Here is an 18,083-nt window from a genome sequence, read left to right as displayed (position 1 = left end):
AATAAAGCTGGGATGAGTGCCCGCTGAATGTTGTCTGAGGATAATTCACAATCCTTTCAGCTAAATTTCAGTTTGGCAAGCGATAATACTACATACAGTCCCTCCGAAGTGAGGGAGAAGTCTAGATGAAACGGGCAAGGAGAGAAAGCACATTATGAAGCTTAGCAGCGGAATTAAAATACTATTGGCTGATGATGAACCACATATTTTACAATTTCTAGAGCTTGGATTAAGCAATGAGGGCTTTGATGTGCGCACCGCACCCGATGGAGCCGCTGCGCTTGAGTTGGCGCTTGAATTCAAGCCACATATGGCTATTCTGGATGTCATGATGCCAGAGATGGATGGATTCGAAGTGGTCGAGCGTCTACGTAAGACCGGTGCCGAGGTTGGCGTAATTATGCTGACAGCGAAGGACGAAGTCGAGAATCGGGTTAAGGGCCTTTGGCTAGGTGCTGATGATTACATGATCAAACCCTTTGCCTTTGATGAGCTGCTCGCCCGGATTCAGGCCAGACTGCGGAATCAATTTCCTTTATTAATAGGAGCCGTCACACACGGTCCCTTCCGAATTGATGATCAGCGCAAAGAAATCACCTATCAGAATCAGGTCTTGGAGTTATCTCCTACCGAATACGAACTGTTAAAATTTATTGTGCTTAATCATGGAATTGTACTTAGCAAAGCGACCATTCTGAGCCGGGTTTGGGGGTATGATTTTGGCGGGGAAGAAAATATTGTGGAGGTTTACGTTCGTTCCTTGCGCGACAAACTCGGGGATAAAGAGCATAAACTCATTCGTACGCTTCGGGGTGTCGGGTACAGGGTGGATCTCTGATGAACTCGCTGCCTAAGAAAAATAAACTTCGTATAAGACGTCTCCACCACTGGATATGGCCTCGTTCATTACGTTCTCAATTGCTCTCACGTTCTCTGTTCGTGCTTGCTGGGCTGTTATTGTTAATCGGTATTCTGCAATTCTGGATCATGGAAAGCTTTCTCTACCGGAATCAGGCAAAAACCATGGAAGAACAGCTCATGTCCATGCCCCCGGTTTGGCTCGGTATCCAGTCACGTAACGGCTCTTCCAACAATCCTTTTGGTGGACAGGTAGGAAACGGGTCTGGTAATCGGGTGTTGTTTATTCCTGACCGTTCACTAGCCCTGTTTGATAACCAAGGTACGTTCGAGGATGTTTTTGGGGAAGACGGTCTGAAAGCCCCTCAACTATCAACCGTTGAATATCAGGACATTACAGATGAGTTGAAAGAACAAAAACACATTCCCTATCGGATCGTCACGGATAGCCAAGGGAATGAGCAATTGATTGTATTTGCTTCACCCGGTCCACGCAATCGTGGTTTACCAATGGTGCAGATGGGCACGGCTACAAAGCCACTGAGAGACTTGATTATTAAACAGCTCCTGATCTTCATCATGTTATCGCTGTTGGCCATGGTAGCCGGTCTGATTCTATACACCAAGGTATTACGCCGGACGCTGGTTCCCCTGTCCAACATGGTGAATAAAGTACAGCAGATCGACGCAGGCAGCCTCGCAGAACGGCTTCCCGTCGTTCAGGGACAAGAAGAAGTGGATCAGCTCGCAGTTTCATTTAATGGCATGCTTGAAAGACTGGAGAATTCGTTTGAAGCGGAGCGGGAATCGAAAGAGCAGATGCAGCGTTTCTTGTCTGATGCTTCTCATGAGCTTCGTACCCCGCTCACCTCCATTCACGGTTTCATTGAAGTTCTACAGCGGGGTGCAGCGACCAATCAAGATCAATTGTATAAAGCGCTGGACAGCATGCACGGTGAATCCGTACGAATTAACAAGCTGGTTGAAGATTTGCTGTTACTAACCAAGCTCGATCAGGCTCCAAAGCAGGAGCGGGAGGTCATTCAGCTGGACAGTCTGCTGCTTGAAATGCAGCCACAACTTGCCATGATGGCTCAGCAAAGATCCATTCATCTCGATTTGACGGCTGAAGTATATGTACTGGCTGACGCTTACAAGGTGAAACAGGTGGTGTTGAATCTGTTCCATAATGCGGTGCAGCACACCGATCCAGAGCATGGAGCCATCTCCATAACGTTGTATGCCACGCACCATAAGGCTGAATTGTCAGTAAAAGATAACGGCACAGGCATTGAACCTGAACATCTGCCCCATATCTTTGAGCGATTTTACCGCACAAGCAGTTCTCGTTCGCGCAAACAAGGTGGCGCAGGCCTCGGTCTAGCCATTACCCGCTCGATTGTGGAGTCGTATGGTGGGAAAATTACTGTACGAAGTCAGGTAGGCTCAGGAACTGAATTTATGATTTTGATCCCGCTGTATAAGGCAGATGTCTAAATAGAGCGTCGGCTGCAAGTAGGTATAATTTGGCTATAAGCAGCTCTACGTAAGATCTACTTGATCATTACTCATGCTCTAGTCAAACTCTCCAAACGATGCTTTTCTTCTATTTTAATTTCGGCTTTCTCATTGCATGACGAATCCCCCACTCATTTCGGTTGAGGAATGAAAGGGGGATTCTTTTTGTATCTGATTAATAGAGTATAGAGTAGTAACCCAGTTGGTTTCAGCCTTTCGCGCTTTCAGGCTAACGAATCTGAGACGTCTTATTCAAGGATTTGAAGCTTATATATGCTTTTCATAAAATACCATTGTCATTTTGTCGTTAATTGCTTTTGTTGCACCCGTTTTTTTGTAGCCTATCTTTTCATACAAATAACAGTTCCCTTTCTCTTGTAAGATGGTACCTAATTTCCATGACTTTGCATCATCATATATCTGCTCAACCATTGTAAAGACTTTTTGAGCAATTCCTTTTCCTTGATGTTCTGGCAGTATAAAAATTGGGCTAATACTATAGATATGATTATCTTTTTTCACTACTCTGATTCCACCAACAGCAACCTCAAAATGATGAATTATGAAATAATCTGTGAAAGATTGATTGATTTGAGTAATAATTCTTTCTACGGTTTCATTGGCGGGGCTTGTTGCAAAATCCTGATATTTTTCCAATAAGGGCATAAATGCTTTGACTTTCATTTCATGAATAGTCACTGCATCTTTTAAATCTGCTTTATATAGTGAAACCTCCATTAAATATATACCTCCGATTGATACGCTTGTTAGAGACAGGATTTATAGTACATGCTCTGTTAACTTAGTACAAAAAAGATGTTCGTCTACGTTTGGTGTTTGTTTCATTTACAGCATACAAACAAGATAAACTATCATTTTTTTATTCGACGTTGTATTCTCATATTCCTTGATATCTAAGTAACGGAACCACGCCAATACTTCATCTAACTTTCCGCTATCATCCGGGGAACAAGATCATCCAGTACGAACGTTGGATTACCAAGGGTATACGCCATTTTCATCTAGGAATTCTCCGTTATGGCGTTTACCATCCGTCGCATAACCCACGATAATCGCAGCGCCGGCTTCTTTTGATTTACCACCTTCGGCATTGCCATTAAGATCTGTTGATGTGAATCCGGGCGTTACTGCAAAGACTTGCGCCCTGCTGTTTTTCACTTCATAAGCCATCGAAAGTGTCATGGCACTGTTGGCCGTTTTGGATGAATTATAGTCGAAGGCATTTAAAGTAAATTCCGCATTTTGCATATGGTCCAGAGAAGCCATGTCAGTTGATACATTAATGATTGTGCCTTCATTATCTTTGATTAATGGGAACAACCGCTGATTCAAACGGAAGGTGCCGAAAAAGTTCACTTCAAAGGCGTTCCGTAGATCCTCCTCTTTTGTATCCGTAAAGGAATGAGAGAAAGCACCCGGCATACCCGCGTTATTGATCAGAAGATTTATTGCAGGATAACTCTTGTGAATCGTATCGGCTGCCTGCTCAATGCTCTTCAAGTCGCACATGTCGATCTGTACAAATTCTACATCTAACCCCTTGGAAGTTAATTCTGAAACAGCTCTTTCAACCCGTTCAACACTACGTGCGCCGAGGATAACTTTCCAACCTGCTTCACCCAACTGCTTTACGATTTCATATCCAATTCCTTTATTCGCTCCGGTTACAAAGACAGTCTTTTTCATGCGAATCCTTCTTTCCATAATTTGATTTATATTTAACAATGTATAAGTTACTATGCTACACTTAGTGTAGGTCAAATTATTTTTATAAAAAGGGGGATTAACATGTTAACGATTGGAGAAGTAGCAAAAAAAGTTGAAATCTCCATTGGAGCGATCCGCTTTTATGAAAGAAAGGGACTGCTGAAACCTGCTGCACGAAATGATCAGAATAACCGTCTTTATTTGGAGGATGATCTGAACTGGCTGGTTTTTATCAAATGCCTTCGCGAAACCGGGATGAGTGTGGAAGACATCAAAAAGTATTATGATCAGGTCAATGAAGGAACCTCCACTTTGAAGGAAAGAACCAAGCTGATTGAGGATCAAAAGCAAAAGTTGCTGAATGATATTGAGGAGAAAAAAGCGCAGCTTGTTCATTTGGATAACAAACTGGAGCGCTATTATCGAGGGGAAAATTATTAACAGAAACCTTGTCCTATAAACTAAATGACAGAAAAAATCAGGCAGCCAGCATTAACTGTCTAACCTGATCTGAAATGTTGAAACTTATAGCGAATTACAATGAGGTTAAAAGTTCAATCAAAAATGATCTTCGCCCTTACGCAGGCGGTAATGGTTATACTTTTCATCCTCGATCTCGATCGAGCTGACCCGTTCAAAATTACATTTCTGTATCACCTTATTAGATGCTGGATTGGTAGTCAAAGCGATGGCATTTAACACTTCCACGTTTGTATGTTCAAACAAATACTCCGTCATTCCTTTGAGCGCCTGCGTGGTGTAACCACGATTTCTGAAGTGTTTCGAAATACCGTACATAATCTCCCGATTGGGTGCTGGCAGTTCGTCCTTAATGCCTGAGCAGCACCATCCTATGAACTCATCATTTTCTTTGAGTACGATAGCCATACGTAAACATAACTCTCCAATATCCCCTCCCGCCATCACTGCTTGTTTAAAACGCTGATTCTCAGGGATTTCATATTCAGTCAGCCACAGGGTCCTCTCTTCAATTGTAGCGTTCCATCCCGGTAGGAATTCATACACCTCAGGTTGCCACGTAATTTCTTGCAGTTTTTCCAAATCCTCAGTTCTATACTCACGCAAATAAATATCCTTGCAATCGATGATTAATTCATCAGTTTGTATGAGTTGCTTCATAATTCCTCCTACTACACACTTAATTTCAGCTTATTAGCTTTACTTCAAACAAGGCCATCTTTTTCTATAAACTCATCTTTGGTTAATCCAAAGAGGATCAGATCCTGGTATTTTCCATCCGTATAGATCACTTGGCGACGCACACCTTCCTGAACACATCCAAGTTTTCTCATCATCGCTGCGGAAGGTTCATTTCCTTGGAGTACATAATCATTAAATTTGTTGAGCCTGCGCTCGAAGAAGGCATACTTCAACAAGATTCGAACGGCTCTGGTCCCGTATCCTTTTCCTCGATGATCCCTGTCAATTTGAATGCCAATGCTAAAGGTACCGTTCCTTTCATCAATGCTGTTCAGATTCACACCTCCGACATTTTCACCATCCATATTTACAATTGTAAACATGATCCTTCCTTTGGTTAAAGAAAAATCAGAGAAGTTTTCCGTGAAACTCTTCGCTTCAACATGGGTTGGCGGCAACTCTACTGCACACTCCAATAACCGACGGGCAGGTGTATCAAAGCGGTTATAATAATGATCCTCCCAATCTTCTTCACGCAAAGCACGTAGTCTGATCTTATCATCCTGCCAGAAATACTGACTATAATCGATCTCTCTCATTCCAAGTCCCCCCCGCATATTCAACCAAATTTTTACTTCGAGTTACAAATATAATAACCCATATTGTGGAATTGGAGGAGATTTGTTTTCATTAAACACAACGAAAATAACCCCCGAACAGGAAAAACCTGTTGGAGGCTACGCTCTATTTTATATCAAAATCTCATTACGATTCTTCCGTATATTGAGGCTTGGATAAGTTGTCCGGAACCGTTTCGTCAAAAACATCCTGACCTGGATAATCCCGTACGTCTCCCTCGTGAAGCTCATGATTTTCATAATCAAAACGATGTGCAGACCGCTGGTCCACCCGCCACGGAGAACTTTTCCCAAGAGACTCGGATAGTAAAGATGAACCGTAAGGGCCCTCCGGGAATTCTTCGAGTGTGATATCGTTTCGCTGCGACTCCACCGTAGACACATCGGTATATTCTTGCCGTTCTTCACGCAAAAACTTATCTTTCATCGTTTATCCCTCCTGATCAACTTCAGATGACCAACGTCCACTTATTGTGAGCGAGGACAAACGCATTTATGCATGATCTTTGGAAAACACTGCGTTTATGGTTCTAATCCATCGTCTTATTCATCACCGGATTAATCACGTTAATCATCGCCATCACCATTAGCGAATCCATATTAAAAGTACAAAAACAATGAGGCCAGCGAGGCTAATCCAGGTATCACGTTTGGACCATACCAATAATGATGAACGTCCTCCGAGCGTAGAGTGCTCTCTAACTTTACGCATTTCCATCGCAATGGTCATATCCTCCGCACGTTGGAACAGTGCCATTAACAAGGGAATCACCATCGGACCCAGGTCACGAATTCGAACGGTATTTGGTCTTAAAGCCGCCTTTCCACGTGCCCGCACGATCAGTGAGAATCGCTGCCACTCACTCCAGATCATCGGGATAAACCGAAAGATTAACGATACAGCAAGAGCAAACGAAGCTACGGGCAACCTGATCTTTTTACCGATACCGAGTACCCAGTTAAGCCCTTCTACCATTCGCCCATAAGGTGTCGTCAACGAAAACCAAAGGCTTGCCAATGTGACGATAAACAAACGATACACATTCAGCAAAGTACCCTCCGCCTGCATCAGGGAAAAGCCAAAGTGCAGACCTCCTCCCTCTGTTGAAAGAGTTGTCCCAGATAACGCCGTTGATATGATGAAAAAGAATAATAATGGCTTCATTAACTTCATACATCCAGCCAAAGTCTGACGCGGGAGCACGGCAAGTGCTGCTGCTACCGGCACCAGTGCTAACGTCAATCCCAGCCATCGCTGTTGAAGCATAGCTGCGGTGACCAGCAAAATATACAAAATCCATTTCAGACGCGGGTCCATAATGCCATATAATCCGCCTGAATGAGTCAAGGTGTTCGGAAGAAGCTTTGGATCATCTTCCGTTTTAATGGACGATAGCATCAGTACTTCTTTTTCATATTTCATTACATCGCTCTTGACTTCCATCGTTACCGTCGCTGATGCTTCTTTCAATTCGTTCTGAATCCCCACCTTAACTGACGTGGAATGAACAATACTTTCAGCCATCTCCTCTGGCGTCATCGCGGTCAAAGGCAGCTCAAGACCCGCTGCTCTAAACTGCTGTACCAGTCTCATCGATGGTGGCAGTCCAATCCCTGTCTGCTCCAGCAGTTCAGGCCTTTTGTGAAGTTCTCTCGGAGTAAGATCGGCGATTAGACGGCCTTCCTGCAACAATAATACTCGATCCGCACAAGGCAAAAATGTATCCAGATCATGGGTTGCTACCACGCCCCCACCACCTGCCAGACGATGTTGCTCCAGTACATCCAGCAAAAGCCCGACACTTTGCGCTTCCAACCCGGCGCTTGGCTCATCCAGCAGAAGCCAGTGTGGATTGGTCACACTTCCGAGAGCAAGACCTAGCCTGCGCTTCTCTCCCCCACTTAGAGCAAATGGCGACCTGTCCAGATGAAAACGTCGGTCCAACTCCGAGGATACTGGCGGGTCCCATTCGTTCAGTGCTTTTGTGATCTGCTCTTGTTGCTGTTTCTCTGAAAGTCGATAGGGACGCAGAGAATATGAGAATTCACGCTGAATACTTCGGGCAAACAGTTGTTGTTCCGGAAATTGAAACAATAGTCCCATTTGCAATAAAATCGACTGCGGCACTTTTCCTTCTTTCCAGAAAGGAGTGCCATCCAATGTGATACTTCCAGTATCGGGCGGTCTTAGACCAGCCAACGTCTGTAGTAAAGTCGTTTTTCCTGAACCCGTACAGCCCAGCAGCAAGGTGATTTCCCCACTGTTCAACTGTACACTTACATCTTCAAGCAGTGCACGTTTGCCCGATGCCGATGCTTCTATACGTATATTGGTTAGCTCGATCTCCAACGTGCGACCTCCTTGGCCAGTTGCTCAGGTCGCAGTGGCATGGCTTCTGGCATCATATCTTTTTGCTTGAGCAATAACGCAGTTTTTACAGTAAAAGGAGGGTCCAATCCTAACCGTTCACAGGGAGATAGCTGTACATTTTCCCGAGTAGCCTTCTCATTCAACTCTGTTTCATAGAAAAAGGACTCCGGCGTCCCGTTGTACACACAACGTCCCCTCTCCATAGCAATGATTCGATCACACAGGGTTGCTTCCTCCAGATGGTGTGTAATCCAGATCACCGTTGTCCCCCGCTGGGTAATCTTCTGAACGATGGCCTCGATACGGTCTCTTGCTCCCGGATCAAGCATGGCTGTTGGCTCATCCAGAATCAATATATCCGGTTTGGCTGCGAGCGCTACAGCAATATTAAGCAGTTGTTTCTGTCCCCCGGATAATTGTGAGACCGCCTTCTCCGGGGGATATTGAAGTCCTACGGTATGTAATGCATCTTGCCTGTGCTCCAATTGCTCTTCTACAGATTCCATCAATGGTGACAGCGCAAAATGAAACTCCTCTTCAATCGTATCGCCAAGTACCTGAGCATCCGGTTGCTGCAGTACGCCCCGAACGGTAATTTCATCCGAGATATTCCGTACCCCTCCCGATAGCGGAATGAAACCGATCAGTAGTCCAGCAAGTGTGCTTTTCCCACTGCCATTCGCTCCTACAATACTAATCCATTCTCCTTGGTGCAGCGTAAGTGAAACCCCGTCCAGTGCTTTCCTCACCTGACTACCTTCGGAAGCATAATGCACTCGAACATCTTCTAATGTAATTATAGGCAGGTTGCCTTGCATCGTAAATTAGTCCTTTCCCTTTCTATTGTTATGTGGTACGATCCTAATCGTTAACCACATTTATATAATTGGTTAACAATCATATTACCAAAATGGAGAGGATTGTTCAAACATGAAATTATCTTTGCGAGGCATTGTATTCAGCGCACTTATGGCCGCAATTTTAGTACTTTTTGGTTACATAAGCATTCCCATTGGCTTCTCCCCAGTACCGATAACATTACAAACTTTGGCTGTCATGCTGGCCGGAGGATTACTTGGTCCACTCTATGGTTTTCTAAGTGTCACGATGGTTGTTCTGCTCACCGCTCTTGGATTCCCCTTGCTACACGGGACCGGAGGACTTGCAGTACTGCTTGGACCTACCGGAGGATATGTGATGATGTGGCCGATCTCCGCATTATTAATTGGACTGTTACTTGCACGAATCAACATCAAAGGTGTCACAGGATTCATGCTCGCTTTTGTTGTATTTGAACTATTTGGTTCACTGCTCGTGTATGTATCGGGCGTCCCTTGGCTTGCTTATGCTTACAAAATGGACCTACCTGAGGCCATGATTCAAGGGTTTTATCCTTACATAATTGGGGATCTGATCAAGGCTGTATTTGCTGCCATCATCATTGCGCCAGTGCGCATGGTTTTCCCCCCTCAACGTCTCACAGGTAACATGCATTCCACGGTTATAAAGGCGAATTCTTAATAGAAGCTACATAAGGTAACTAATCTGCCTATCTTTGAAAACGACGAAACCGCCAAAATCACTTTGGCGGTTTTCGTTACTTCTCTTCCTCGAAGGTTATTCTATCATCGGAGTGATCCGTGTAAATCTTCTTAAGTTCAACTTATATATTCACCTGAATTAATTGACGCTCTGTAATCTGAAATTGTTGATCCGCTGTATTTTCAATAAACCTCTGATCATGAGATACATACAGAATCGTTCCTTCATACACCTTAATAAAACGCTCCAATGCTTCCAATGCATGCATATCAAGAAAGTTCGTCGGCTCATCCAACAATAGAATGTTATATTGTCCAAGAAATAAGTGACATAATTGAAGACGAATCGCTTCTCCTCCACTTAATGTCCCAACATTCTTCAGCAAGTCATTACCTGTAAACTGCATCGCATGCAACGCACTTCTCAGCTCAGATTCCTCATATTCCGAACGATTTTTCAGGAATTGTAATACGGTCTCTTTTGTCGTGAAACGATAGCTCATTTGCTGAAAATAACCGAGCTTTGCTTTTGGAGACATTGTGATCTGATCTCCCACATGGAAAACATGGTTAAGCAATGTGCTTTTCCCACTGCCATTGGCTCCGGTTATCGCTATTTTTTGTTTTAATGGAATTTGAAAACTTACATCCTCCAACAATATGTTTCCATCCACCTCAAGTGTAAGGCGATCTGCCATAATCGGAAATCGGTTGTGCAGCTCCAGTGTCTTTGGCTGACGGAAGATTATAGGACGATCCTCTTGCACCGCTTTTACCTCGTGAAGTTGTTGCATCCGCTGTTCAATCGCTTTGGCTGCGCGGTGCACCGCTTTTTGACTGGTGCCTTTGGATTTTGTTTCAACCATACGGTTTGTTTTTGCCTTGGATTCTTTTTTGGACATGCTTCCGGCCTGCGTTATTTTCTCGGCTTTCTTCATCTTTTCCCGCGCGGCCAGCTCCAATCGTCTTTTCTCTTTAGAAAACTGTTCATGGGCCTGGTTTTGTTGTTCACGCTCCAGCCTCTTCTGTGCCTGATAATCACTATAGTTGCCGGAATATACGCGAACCTCACCTTGATGAATTTCCCAGATCGTGGTCACCAGTTCATCCAGAACCGCACGATCATGACTGATCAGCACAAGCGCCCCATAATAATAACGCAATTCATCCAGTAAAAATGTAATGCCCGCTTGATCCAGGTGTGTCGTTGGTTCATCCAGTAACAGTACTTCATGATAATGAGTGAACATTTGAGCCAGTTTTAGACGGGTCTGTTCTCCGCCACTCCATGCTTTATCATGTTGAAGAATCGCTAATTTACTGAGTAAAGCCCCGTCAACTTCGATACTTTCGTTAGACTGGGGTGGTTCCACTTGTTCCAAATAACCAAACTCAGCATGACGTTTTATCTTTCCGGCTGTTGGTTGGATCTGCCCCGCAATGAGTTTCAACAATGTACTTTTACCCTGACCATTACCACCTACTACACCAATGCGATCCAGTTGATGCACAGCCAGTCGCTCAATGTTCAGTATTACTTTATCCATATAGGTCATCTCAACCTGTTCTAATTCAAAACATATCTTTTCCATATTCGCTACCTCCGAAATAAGATTTATTTCGTATCGATAGCGAAGCACACTTCTATCGATACGAGCTTATCGTGCCAGCTCGTATCAATAGAACAGTAACGTCATCATAGCGGTTACCTCCAGTAGTCTGTATTGAGCGCCTTTACCTAATTATTTAACTGATTAAGATAATCAGAAGAAAAACAAAGAATCACAGGCCACGGCCTGTGATTCAACGTAAACGGGAAAGCGAGTATAACACTTATTTTAAGGTCAGGATGATTGAAAATGACAGACTGATCCCGTTTACTCTGAACCAATAGTCAGAGCCTTTGAACGTATTCAATTACCGATTCAAAGGAAGGAAGCGCAGTCTCATCGCATGTGTCATGTTCAATAATCCACCTTTCATTATCATGTATAGATGTACAATTCCAATTATAATTTTCCAATTCCACCATGTCAACGGAATGATGAAAACACTAGCCATCAGATTAGTACATCAATCTACTTTTGTTCCTGAACATTACCGCTACTTAACTTTAATAGAAGCTCTTGGCTACTAACCCGACCTGTAGCCTGCGGAATCACTTCTTCGTAGTTGGCTGAGTTGGTTACAATAATAGGTGTCACCGTATGATAACCAGCAGCCTTAATCTGTGCAATATCGAACTCAAGCAACAGATCTCCCGCTTGGACCCGATCGCCTTCCTTGATATGGGAGACAAAATGCTGTCCGTCCAATTTAACGGTATCAACTCCCACGTGAACCAATATCTCAGCACCGGTGTCTGATACTACAGCCAAGGCATGTTTTTTCTTGAATGCAACGGTAACTGTGCCGTCAAAAGGCGCTACAACTCTGCCCACAGTTGGCTCAATCGCAATCCCTTTACCCATTGCTCCCGATGCAAAGGCCGGATCTGGAACTTCCGACAATTCAACAATCGTTCCTTCGATTGGGCTAAATACATTTTCGTCCGAAGCATTCGTTGCACGAACAGATTGCTGAGCGGATGTCGTAGATTCGGATTTTGTTTCTTCTTCAACCGGATCTTTGAAGCCCATGATGTACGTCAGTACAGCCGAAACAACAAACGATACTACGATACCCAGAATCAATCCTGGGAAACCTTGTCCGCCTGGTCCGTAGAAGATTGGCAAGGTCAGTAGTCCCGGTGCGCCAGATGCAAATGCCAATGTGCCCGCTTGACCAATGATAGCTCCACCAACTGCACCACCGATAACTCCTGCAATGAATGGACGTTTCAGTGGTAATGTTACCCCATAGATGGCCGGTTCCGTAATACCGAACAAAGCCGTCAACGTGGATGATCCCGCCAATGTTTTCAGTTTTTTATTCTTGGTTTTCAACATAACCCCAAAAGCAGCACCTGTTTGGGCAAAGATCGAAGCTGTCGCAGCCGGTTTAACCCCATCCTGTCCATACACTGCAACGTTGTTGATAAATACTGGGATCAGACCCCAGTGTATTCCGAATATAACGAGCAGCTGCCAGCTTGCACCCATAACAGCTCCAGCCAGCAATGGACTGAATCCAAAAGCGGCAACAAGCCCGGCTGCAATTCCATTACCTACATATACGCCAAATGGTCCGAATACCAACAGTGTCAGAGGTACCATAATCACTAGCAAAAATAATGGCGTAACAAAGTTTTTCACACTATCGTGAAGTGTTTTATTAAAGAATTTCTCCAACTTGCTCATGACAATGACAGCTAAAATGATAGGAATAACTGTAGATGAATAGTTCATCAAAATGACAGGGATACCGAAGAAATCCGTTGGTGTTCCCTCTGATTTCAACGCGACGATGGACGGATAGATTAGCGCTCCTGCAATCGTCATCGCGACAAACATATTTCCTTGGAATTTACGTGCTGTTGTAACCGCTAACAACAGAGGCAGGAAATAAAAGAGACTATCTGCTGCTGCATACAGGATTGTATATGTTGTTTCTGTCGTTTCCAGCCATCCAATATTGCTTGCAATCAACAATAACCCTTTTAGAATACCGGCTCCCGCCATAACACCCAGAAGTGGTGCAAAGATGCTGGATATGATATCGATAATCCCCCCGAGCCCTTTGGCTGCTTTGCGAGGTTTTTCTTTATCTGACGAATCGTCCAGAATGTTACTGATCTGTCCAATGGCACTATAGACTTCAGGCACCTTGTTACCAACAACCACCTGAAACTGTCCTCCGTTTTCTTTGACTGCGATGATGCCTTCTGTTTTCTCCAGTTTGGCTTTGTCTGCCTTGGCATCGTCCTTCAATACAAACCGTAATCGTGTTGCACAATGAACCAGCGATTCCACATTTTTCTCACCGCCAACCAATTCTACAATCTCTTTGGCCAGTTTCTCTTGACTCATGATCTGCACCCCCACTTTTTCTCAAACAGGCCTCTTACCGATTTTTTTGCACGCAAAAAACCTAAGCCTTGAGCAAGGGGACACAATGGTCCTGACCTTCTCATGACTTAGGTTTTGCCTGCATAACCAGTAACAATCCCAGTTAAATCGTATTCAATTCCTGTTAATCACATATTATTATAATAAAACCATTTTTGTCAACATTTAAATATTATCGATTAACCACTCGTTCGATATGAACCGTCAGATACAACTTTTCTTCATTGGTCAGCTCATGGTTGTACTCTTTTTTGACAAACAACTCAATTTTCTCCATGCACGCTGCGGCATCCGGATGTTTCTCCTTAATCATGTCATAGAAATGATCATAGTTGTTGTCGTAATGCGTACCACTGAGCACACGCTGGGAGAAGAACTTCAGATGTGTGATAAAGCGAAAATAACTGAGAGAGTCCTCATCAAATTCCATTTTGAAATGATATTTCGCTATATTAATAATCTGCTGGATAAACTTCGTAATATTCATCGTTGTAATAACTTCTTCGTTCATCTCTGCGTTAACAATATGAAGAGCAATAAAAGCGGCTTCATCGGGTGGAAGCTCAATATTCATTCGGGTGTTGATCTGTTCCAGCGTCCTCAGACCGAGTTCGAATTCGGACTTGTACAACTGTTTGATCTCCCACATTAATGCGTTCTTAATCTCCACGCCTTCCCGATAACGTTCGATGGCGAAGTTAATATGATCTGTAAGAGATACATAGATGTTCTCATTCAGCTTTCGGCCCAGATTCTCACGTGCATAAGTGATAATCTCTTCCACAATTTCAATCAGTTCCATCGGAACTTCCCGCAGCAACATTTTGAAATTATCGGAAGTTTGTTTGTTTTTCAATGCAAATACTTTCTGGATGCGGGTCTCTTCTACTTTATCCCCCGGCTTTTTCTTAAAGGCAATCCCACGTCCCATCACCACAAGCTCTGCTCCATCCGCCTGATAGATGCTAATGACGTTATTGTTGATAACCTTTGCTATTTTCACTTCAATCCCCCCGTCACGTTCCACTCTCTTGGCAGTTATACATCGTCTTTTGGGCATACAAAAAAAACCTGAAGCATCACAAAATAAACAAGACATGGTGGTCTGCTTTTTTTGGTGCTTAGGTTTTGCCTACTTCGAGTAGTAACAATCCCAGAAACGATATAATTGCGTCAAGTATAGCGCGAACCTGACTATATGTCAACGCTTTCAATGCGGGGACAAACGGAAGTCCCATGGTTATATAAATTGAATTAGAGAATATTTACACTAACTACTACGATGACAGAACAACCTTCCGATCGCTGTTATCCCCAGCTTTTTTCTGTCCTCTCCGTTTTGTGTAGAAGTTTAGTTCAATTTATATAGATGAAACTTCCGATGTTTTATTGCCGTACAAGACCATTTTAATTCAGAAAAATATAAATTACGCGTCACCCAAGTTTGTTCCGTTGGATTCGATCACATTTTTGTACCACTCAAAACTCTTCTTCTTCAGTCGTGTCAGCTCACCTTGACCTTCATTATTACGATCCACGTAAATGTAGCCATAACGTTTTCTCATCTCACCTGAGGAGGCACTTACAATATCAATAGGTCCCCAGCTGGTGTAACCGATGATGTTCACTCCATCCTGAATGGCCTCACCCATTTCAGCTACATGTCGTTTCAAGTAGTCAATCCGGTACGCATCATCCACTTCACCTTCCGGTGTAACCTCGTCATTGGCACCAAATCCATTCTCAACAACAAACAGCGGCTTCTGATAACGATCATGTAGTTGATTGGCGGTAATACGGAATCCTTTGGGATCAATCGTCCAGCCCCACTCGGACTTCGCCAGATATGGATTGGCTACCGAGCCAAATACATTACCACTGGTCATATTTTTGATAACTTCCGGATCGGTACTAGTTGTACGACTTGAATAATAACTGAATCCGATATAATCTACGGTATGATTCTTCAAGATTTCCGCATCACCCGGCTGCATAACAATGTTCAACTCGTGATCTTTGAAGAAACGTTTGGCATAACCCGGATATTCCCCACGTGACTGCACATCGATGAAGAAATAGGACTCTCTATCTTTTTCCATGCCCTGGAACACATCTTCCGGATTACAAGTATACGGATAGAAGCTTCCTGCGGCGAGCATACACCCAATCATGGCACCAGGAATAATCTCATGACATGCCTTGACTGCCAGTGCACTTGCAACCAGTTGGTGGTGAGCAGCCTGATATTGAATTTCCTTGATGTTATCCCCTTCATTAAACGCCAGCCCCGCCCCAAGGAACGGAAGATGTAACAGCATGTTGATCTCATTAAATGTCATCCAGTATTTCACCTTGTCTTTGTACCGAGTGAATACCGTTGTAGCGTAAGTCTCGAAAAGAGTTACCAGTTCACGACTTCTCCAGCTGCCATACTTCTCGATCAGATGCACAGGCACATCGAAGTGAGCTAATGTAACCACAGGTTCAATGCCGTTTTTCAACAATTCATCAAATAGGTTATCGTAAAATTGTAATCCGGCTTCATTTGGCTGTGCATCTTCTCCTGTCGGGAAAATTCGTGCCCAGGCAATGGAGACACGCAGTGCTTTGAATCCCATTTCGGCAAATAGAGCAATGTCTTCAGGGTAACGGTGATAAAAATCGATCGCTTCATGCGAAGGATAGAACTCGGTAGCAAGCGGCGTAAAAGCTGGAACATTGCCTTTCATAATGCTTCTGCGGTTCTCTCCTGTTGGCAGCAAGTCAACGATACTCAGCCCTTTGCCATCTTCCAGATACGCGCCCTCAGCCTGATTGGCAGCAATGGCTCCACCCCACAAAAAGTCTTTAGGAAACTTAAAATTCGTCATCATCATTCTCCTTCCAAATATGTAATTCAGCTACCCGCTCAAATCGTTAGAATATTAAAAAGACAAAATAGAAAAAACCCGAACCAGCCTGGGTACACGATTACGTGTAAACAAGCCAGCTCAGGTTATGCCCATATCGGTAACATTCCCAGATCATGATTATGCGGATTGGATAAAACTTTAGCAAGAATCAGAACAGTTGTCAACTTCTTGAAACCGGTTTAGCTTCGGATTGCCCACTACGATATTTGATAGAACGTAGCACATGTGCCGCCAAGAATCATCTGTTGATCTAGTATAGGTAGGGCATTAATGTGATTCATAATGAGACCATATACTTCAGAATACGTAGCTGAAACGTTGCTCACGGGCCAGTCGGACCCGAACATTAACCGTTCTGCACCAAAGGCTTCTATGGCGATATTCAGATAGGCTGTAAAGTCGCTCGGAGTCCAATTTGCCCAGTCTGCTTCCGTCACCATCCCTGAAAGTTTACAGTACGCATTGGGTTGTGCGGCCAATGACTCAAGCGCTTCTTTCCAGGGTGAGAGTATACCTGATTTTATGTCGGGTTTGGCTAGATGATCAAGTACAAATCGCTGTTCAGGAAACGCCTTAACCAGTTCAACGGCATAAGGCAGTTGCTCCTTGGACACCAACAGATCATAGGCCAAATCATACTCCTTAAGCAATGAAATTCCGCGCTGAAAGTCTTCTCTCAATACATACTTCAGATCAGGTTCATCCTGTATGACATGACGTACGCCCTTCAGATACGGATTGGACGCGAACAATTCAAGCTGATTCCGAACTTCATCCGAACAAAGGTCCACCCATCCGACAACACCTTTGATACATTCATGCTGATCTGCCAACTGCAGAAGCCACTCGGTTTCTGTCAGTGATTGTCTGGCTTGTACCGCAATACATCCATCCAGTCCTGATTGCACCAATAAAGGTTCAAGATCTTCCGGAAGAAAAGATTGACGAATGGCTTTCATCTCTTCGCCAATCCATCCGTACTCGGCGGCATTGTATTCCCAAAAATGTTGATGTGCATCCAGCTTCATATTAGATCCCTCCCAGGGTATTTAAATCTAATTATCATTCAAAAGCAACCATATGATTTTCATTTCCAATGAAATAAACGCTCACTACGCAATCTATTCATATGACAAAATCACTGATTTTCACATGATTTTTATTCCAATTGTGCAGGTATTGTCCAATATTAAATCATGATATAGTAAATTACGAAAACGCTTTCAGTACATAAATCGGTGGTGATTCCAGCATTAGACAAGTGAACTTTTGTTTGCGTTGAGCTCTATTTCCACCCTGCTTAACCGCTATTCATGTTCAACCATTCTCTATTCGAAGGAGACTATATT

16 protein-coding genes are annotated in these 18,083 nt (G+C 43.7%); 4 read left to right on the top strand and 12 right to left on the bottom strand.

Annotation, left to right across the window (positions count from 1 at the left end):
- The first annotated feature begins 154 nt into the window (after positions 1-154).
- Both C161_RS13690 and C161_RS13685 read left to right on the top strand, forming a co-directional pair.
- Positions 155-838, top strand: coding sequence for a response regulator transcription factor (locus C161_RS13690; protein WP_036670730.1), 684 nt, complete (start codon positions 155-157; stop codon positions 836-838).
- Entirely contained in the window at positions 838-2,355 is a 1,518-nt protein-coding gene (locus tag C161_RS13685) for a sensor histidine kinase (protein ID WP_051449721.1), read from the top strand. Before C161_RS13690 ends, C161_RS13685 begins: the two co-directional genes overlap by 1 nt.
- Positions 2,356-2,643: 288 nt before the next feature.
- On the opposite strand, the gene C161_RS13680 is transcribed toward C161_RS13685, so the two are convergent.
- Together C161_RS13680 and C161_RS13675 are read right to left on the bottom strand one after the other, a co-directional pair.
- Entirely contained in the window at positions 2,644-3,114 is a 471-nt protein-coding gene (locus C161_RS13680; protein WP_036670729.1) for a GNAT family N-acetyltransferase, read from the bottom strand.
- Between the two features lie 258 nt (positions 3,115-3,372).
- Positions 3,373-4,083, bottom strand: coding sequence for an SDR family NAD(P)-dependent oxidoreductase (locus C161_RS13675; RefSeq protein WP_036670728.1), 711 nt, complete (start codon positions 4,081-4,083; stop codon positions 3,373-3,375).
- A 102-nt stretch (positions 4,084-4,185) separates the two neighbouring features.
- Here C161_RS13675 and C161_RS13670 point away from each other — a divergent pair, with 102 nt between their 5' ends.
- The gene (locus tag C161_RS13670) at positions 4,186-4,545 is read left to right on the top strand and encodes a MerR family transcriptional regulator (protein WP_036670727.1); all 360 of its coding nucleotides are present in this window, start codon (positions 4,186-4,188) and stop codon (positions 4,543-4,545) included.
- 117 nt (positions 4,546-4,662) lie between these two features.
- On the opposite strand, the gene C161_RS13665 is transcribed toward C161_RS13670, so the two are convergent.
- From C161_RS13665 to C161_RS13645, 5 genes are all read right to left on the bottom strand, one after another.
- On the bottom strand, positions 4,663-5,244 hold the full coding sequence (locus C161_RS13665) for a GNAT family N-acetyltransferase (protein WP_036670726.1): 582 nt from the start codon (positions 5,242-5,244) through the stop codon (positions 4,663-4,665).
- 44 nt (positions 5,245-5,288) lie between these two features.
- A complete protein-coding gene (locus tag C161_RS13660; RefSeq protein ID WP_036670724.1) occupies positions 5,289-5,864 on the bottom strand; it encodes a GNAT family N-acetyltransferase in 576 nt (191 codons plus the stop codon).
- Positions 5,865-6,030: 166 nt separating this feature from the next.
- Positions 6,031-6,330, bottom strand: a complete 300-nt coding sequence (locus C161_RS13655) for a hypothetical protein (protein ID WP_036670723.1) — start codon at positions 6,328-6,330, stop codon at positions 6,031-6,033.
- 159 nt (positions 6,331-6,489) lie between these two features.
- On the bottom strand, positions 6,490-8,253 hold the full coding sequence (locus tag C161_RS31545) for an ATP-binding cassette domain-containing protein (RefSeq protein ID WP_051449720.1): 1,764 nt from the start codon (positions 8,251-8,253) through the stop codon (positions 6,490-6,492).
- Entirely contained in the window at positions 8,238-9,092 is an 855-nt protein-coding gene (locus C161_RS13645) for an energy-coupling factor ABC transporter ATP-binding protein (protein WP_036670722.1), read from the bottom strand. Before C161_RS13645 ends, C161_RS31545 begins: the two co-directional genes overlap by 16 nt.
- 112 nt (positions 9,093-9,204) lie before the next feature.
- Here C161_RS13645 and C161_RS13640 point away from each other — a divergent pair, with 112 nt between their 5' ends.
- Positions 9,205-9,795 carry a biotin transporter BioY gene (locus C161_RS13640; RefSeq protein ID WP_036670721.1) on the top strand — a complete coding sequence of 197 codons (591 nt, stop codon included), beginning with the start codon at positions 9,205-9,207 and terminating at the stop codon, positions 9,793-9,795.
- A gap of 142 nt (positions 9,796-9,937) precedes the next feature.
- On the opposite strand, the gene C161_RS13635 is transcribed toward C161_RS13640, so the two are convergent.
- From C161_RS13635 to C161_RS13615, 5 genes are all read right to left on the bottom strand, one after another.
- Positions 9,938-11,407, bottom strand: a complete 1,470-nt coding sequence (locus C161_RS13635; protein ID WP_036670720.1) for an Msr family ABC-F type ribosomal protection protein — start codon at positions 11,405-11,407, stop codon at positions 9,938-9,940.
- Positions 11,408-11,893: 486 nt separating this feature from the next.
- Entirely contained in the window at positions 11,894-13,783 is a 1,890-nt protein-coding gene (locus tag C161_RS13630; protein ID WP_036670719.1) for a beta-glucoside-specific PTS transporter subunit IIABC, read from the bottom strand.
- Between the two features lie 211 nt (positions 13,784-13,994).
- Positions 13,995-14,825 carry a BglG family transcription antiterminator LicT gene (gene licT / locus C161_RS13625; protein ID WP_036670718.1) on the bottom strand — a complete coding sequence of 277 codons (831 nt, stop codon included), beginning with the start codon at positions 14,823-14,825 and terminating at the stop codon, positions 13,995-13,997.
- 424 nt (positions 14,826-15,249) lie between these two features.
- The gene (locus C161_RS13620) at positions 15,250-16,692 is read right to left on the bottom strand and encodes a 6-phospho-beta-glucosidase (protein WP_036670717.1); all 1,443 of its coding nucleotides are present in this window, start codon (positions 16,690-16,692) and stop codon (positions 15,250-15,252) included.
- Between the two features lie 239 nt (positions 16,693-16,931).
- Positions 16,932-17,762 carry an amidohydrolase family protein gene (locus tag C161_RS13615; protein WP_036670716.1) on the bottom strand — a complete coding sequence of 277 codons (831 nt, stop codon included), beginning with the start codon at positions 17,760-17,762 and terminating at the stop codon, positions 16,932-16,934.
- Between the last annotated feature and the right edge of the window lie 321 nt (positions 17,763-18,083).

The organism is Paenibacillus sp. FSL R5-192, from assembly GCF_000517845.1.
Classification (GTDB): Bacteria; Bacillota; Bacilli; order Paenibacillales; family Paenibacillaceae; genus Paenibacillus; species Paenibacillus amylolyticus.
The sequence above is the reverse complement of the archived record's forward strand: the minus strand, read 5'-3'. Positions and strand labels throughout refer to the sequence as shown.

Excerpts from the sequence above, each read along its gene's own strand:
- C161_RS13690 (WP_036670730.1), top strand. The coding sequence starts at position 155 with ATGAAGCTTAGCAGCGGAATTAAAATACTATTGGCTGATGATGAACCA.
- C161_RS13685 (WP_051449721.1), top strand. The coding sequence starts at position 838 with ATGAACTCGCTGCCTAAGAAAAATAAACTTCGTATAAGACGTCTCCAC.
- C161_RS13680 (WP_036670729.1), bottom strand. The coding sequence starts at position 3,114 with ATGGAGGTTTCACTATATAAAGCAGATTTAAAAGATGCAGTGACTATT.
- C161_RS13675 (WP_036670728.1), bottom strand. The coding sequence starts at position 4,083 with ATGAAAAAGACTGTCTTTGTAACCGGAGCGAATAAAGGAATTGGATAT.
- C161_RS13670 (WP_036670727.1), top strand. The coding sequence starts at position 4,186 with ATGTTAACGATTGGAGAAGTAGCAAAAAAAGTTGAAATCTCCATTGGA.
- C161_RS13665 (WP_036670726.1), bottom strand. The coding sequence starts at position 5,244 with ATGAAGCAACTCATACAAACTGATGAATTAATCATCGATTGCAAGGAT.
- C161_RS13660 (WP_036670724.1), bottom strand. The coding sequence starts at position 5,864 with ATGAGAGAGATCGATTATAGTCAGTATTTCTGGCAGGATGATAAGATC.
- C161_RS13655 (WP_036670723.1), bottom strand. The coding sequence starts at position 6,330 with ATGAAAGATAAGTTTTTGCGTGAAGAACGGCAAGAATATACCGATGTG.
- C161_RS13645 (WP_036670722.1), bottom strand. The coding sequence starts at position 9,092 with ATGCAAGGCAACCTGCCTATAATTACATTAGAAGATGTTCGAGTGCAT.
- C161_RS13640 (WP_036670721.1), top strand. The coding sequence starts at position 9,205 with ATGAAATTATCTTTGCGAGGCATTGTATTCAGCGCACTTATGGCCGCA.
- C161_RS13635 (WP_036670720.1), bottom strand. The coding sequence starts at position 11,407 with ATGGAAAAGATATGTTTTGAATTAGAACAGGTTGAGATGACCTATATG.
- C161_RS13630 (WP_036670719.1), bottom strand. The coding sequence starts at position 13,783 with ATGAGTCAAGAGAAACTGGCCAAAGAGATTGTAGAATTGGTTGGCGGT.
- C161_RS13620 (WP_036670717.1), bottom strand. The coding sequence starts at position 16,692 with ATGACGAATTTTAAGTTTCCTAAAGACTTTTTGTGGGGTGGAGCCATT.
- C161_RS13615 (WP_036670716.1), bottom strand. The coding sequence starts at position 17,762 with ATGAAGCTGGATGCACATCAACATTTTTGGGAATACAATGCCGCCGAG.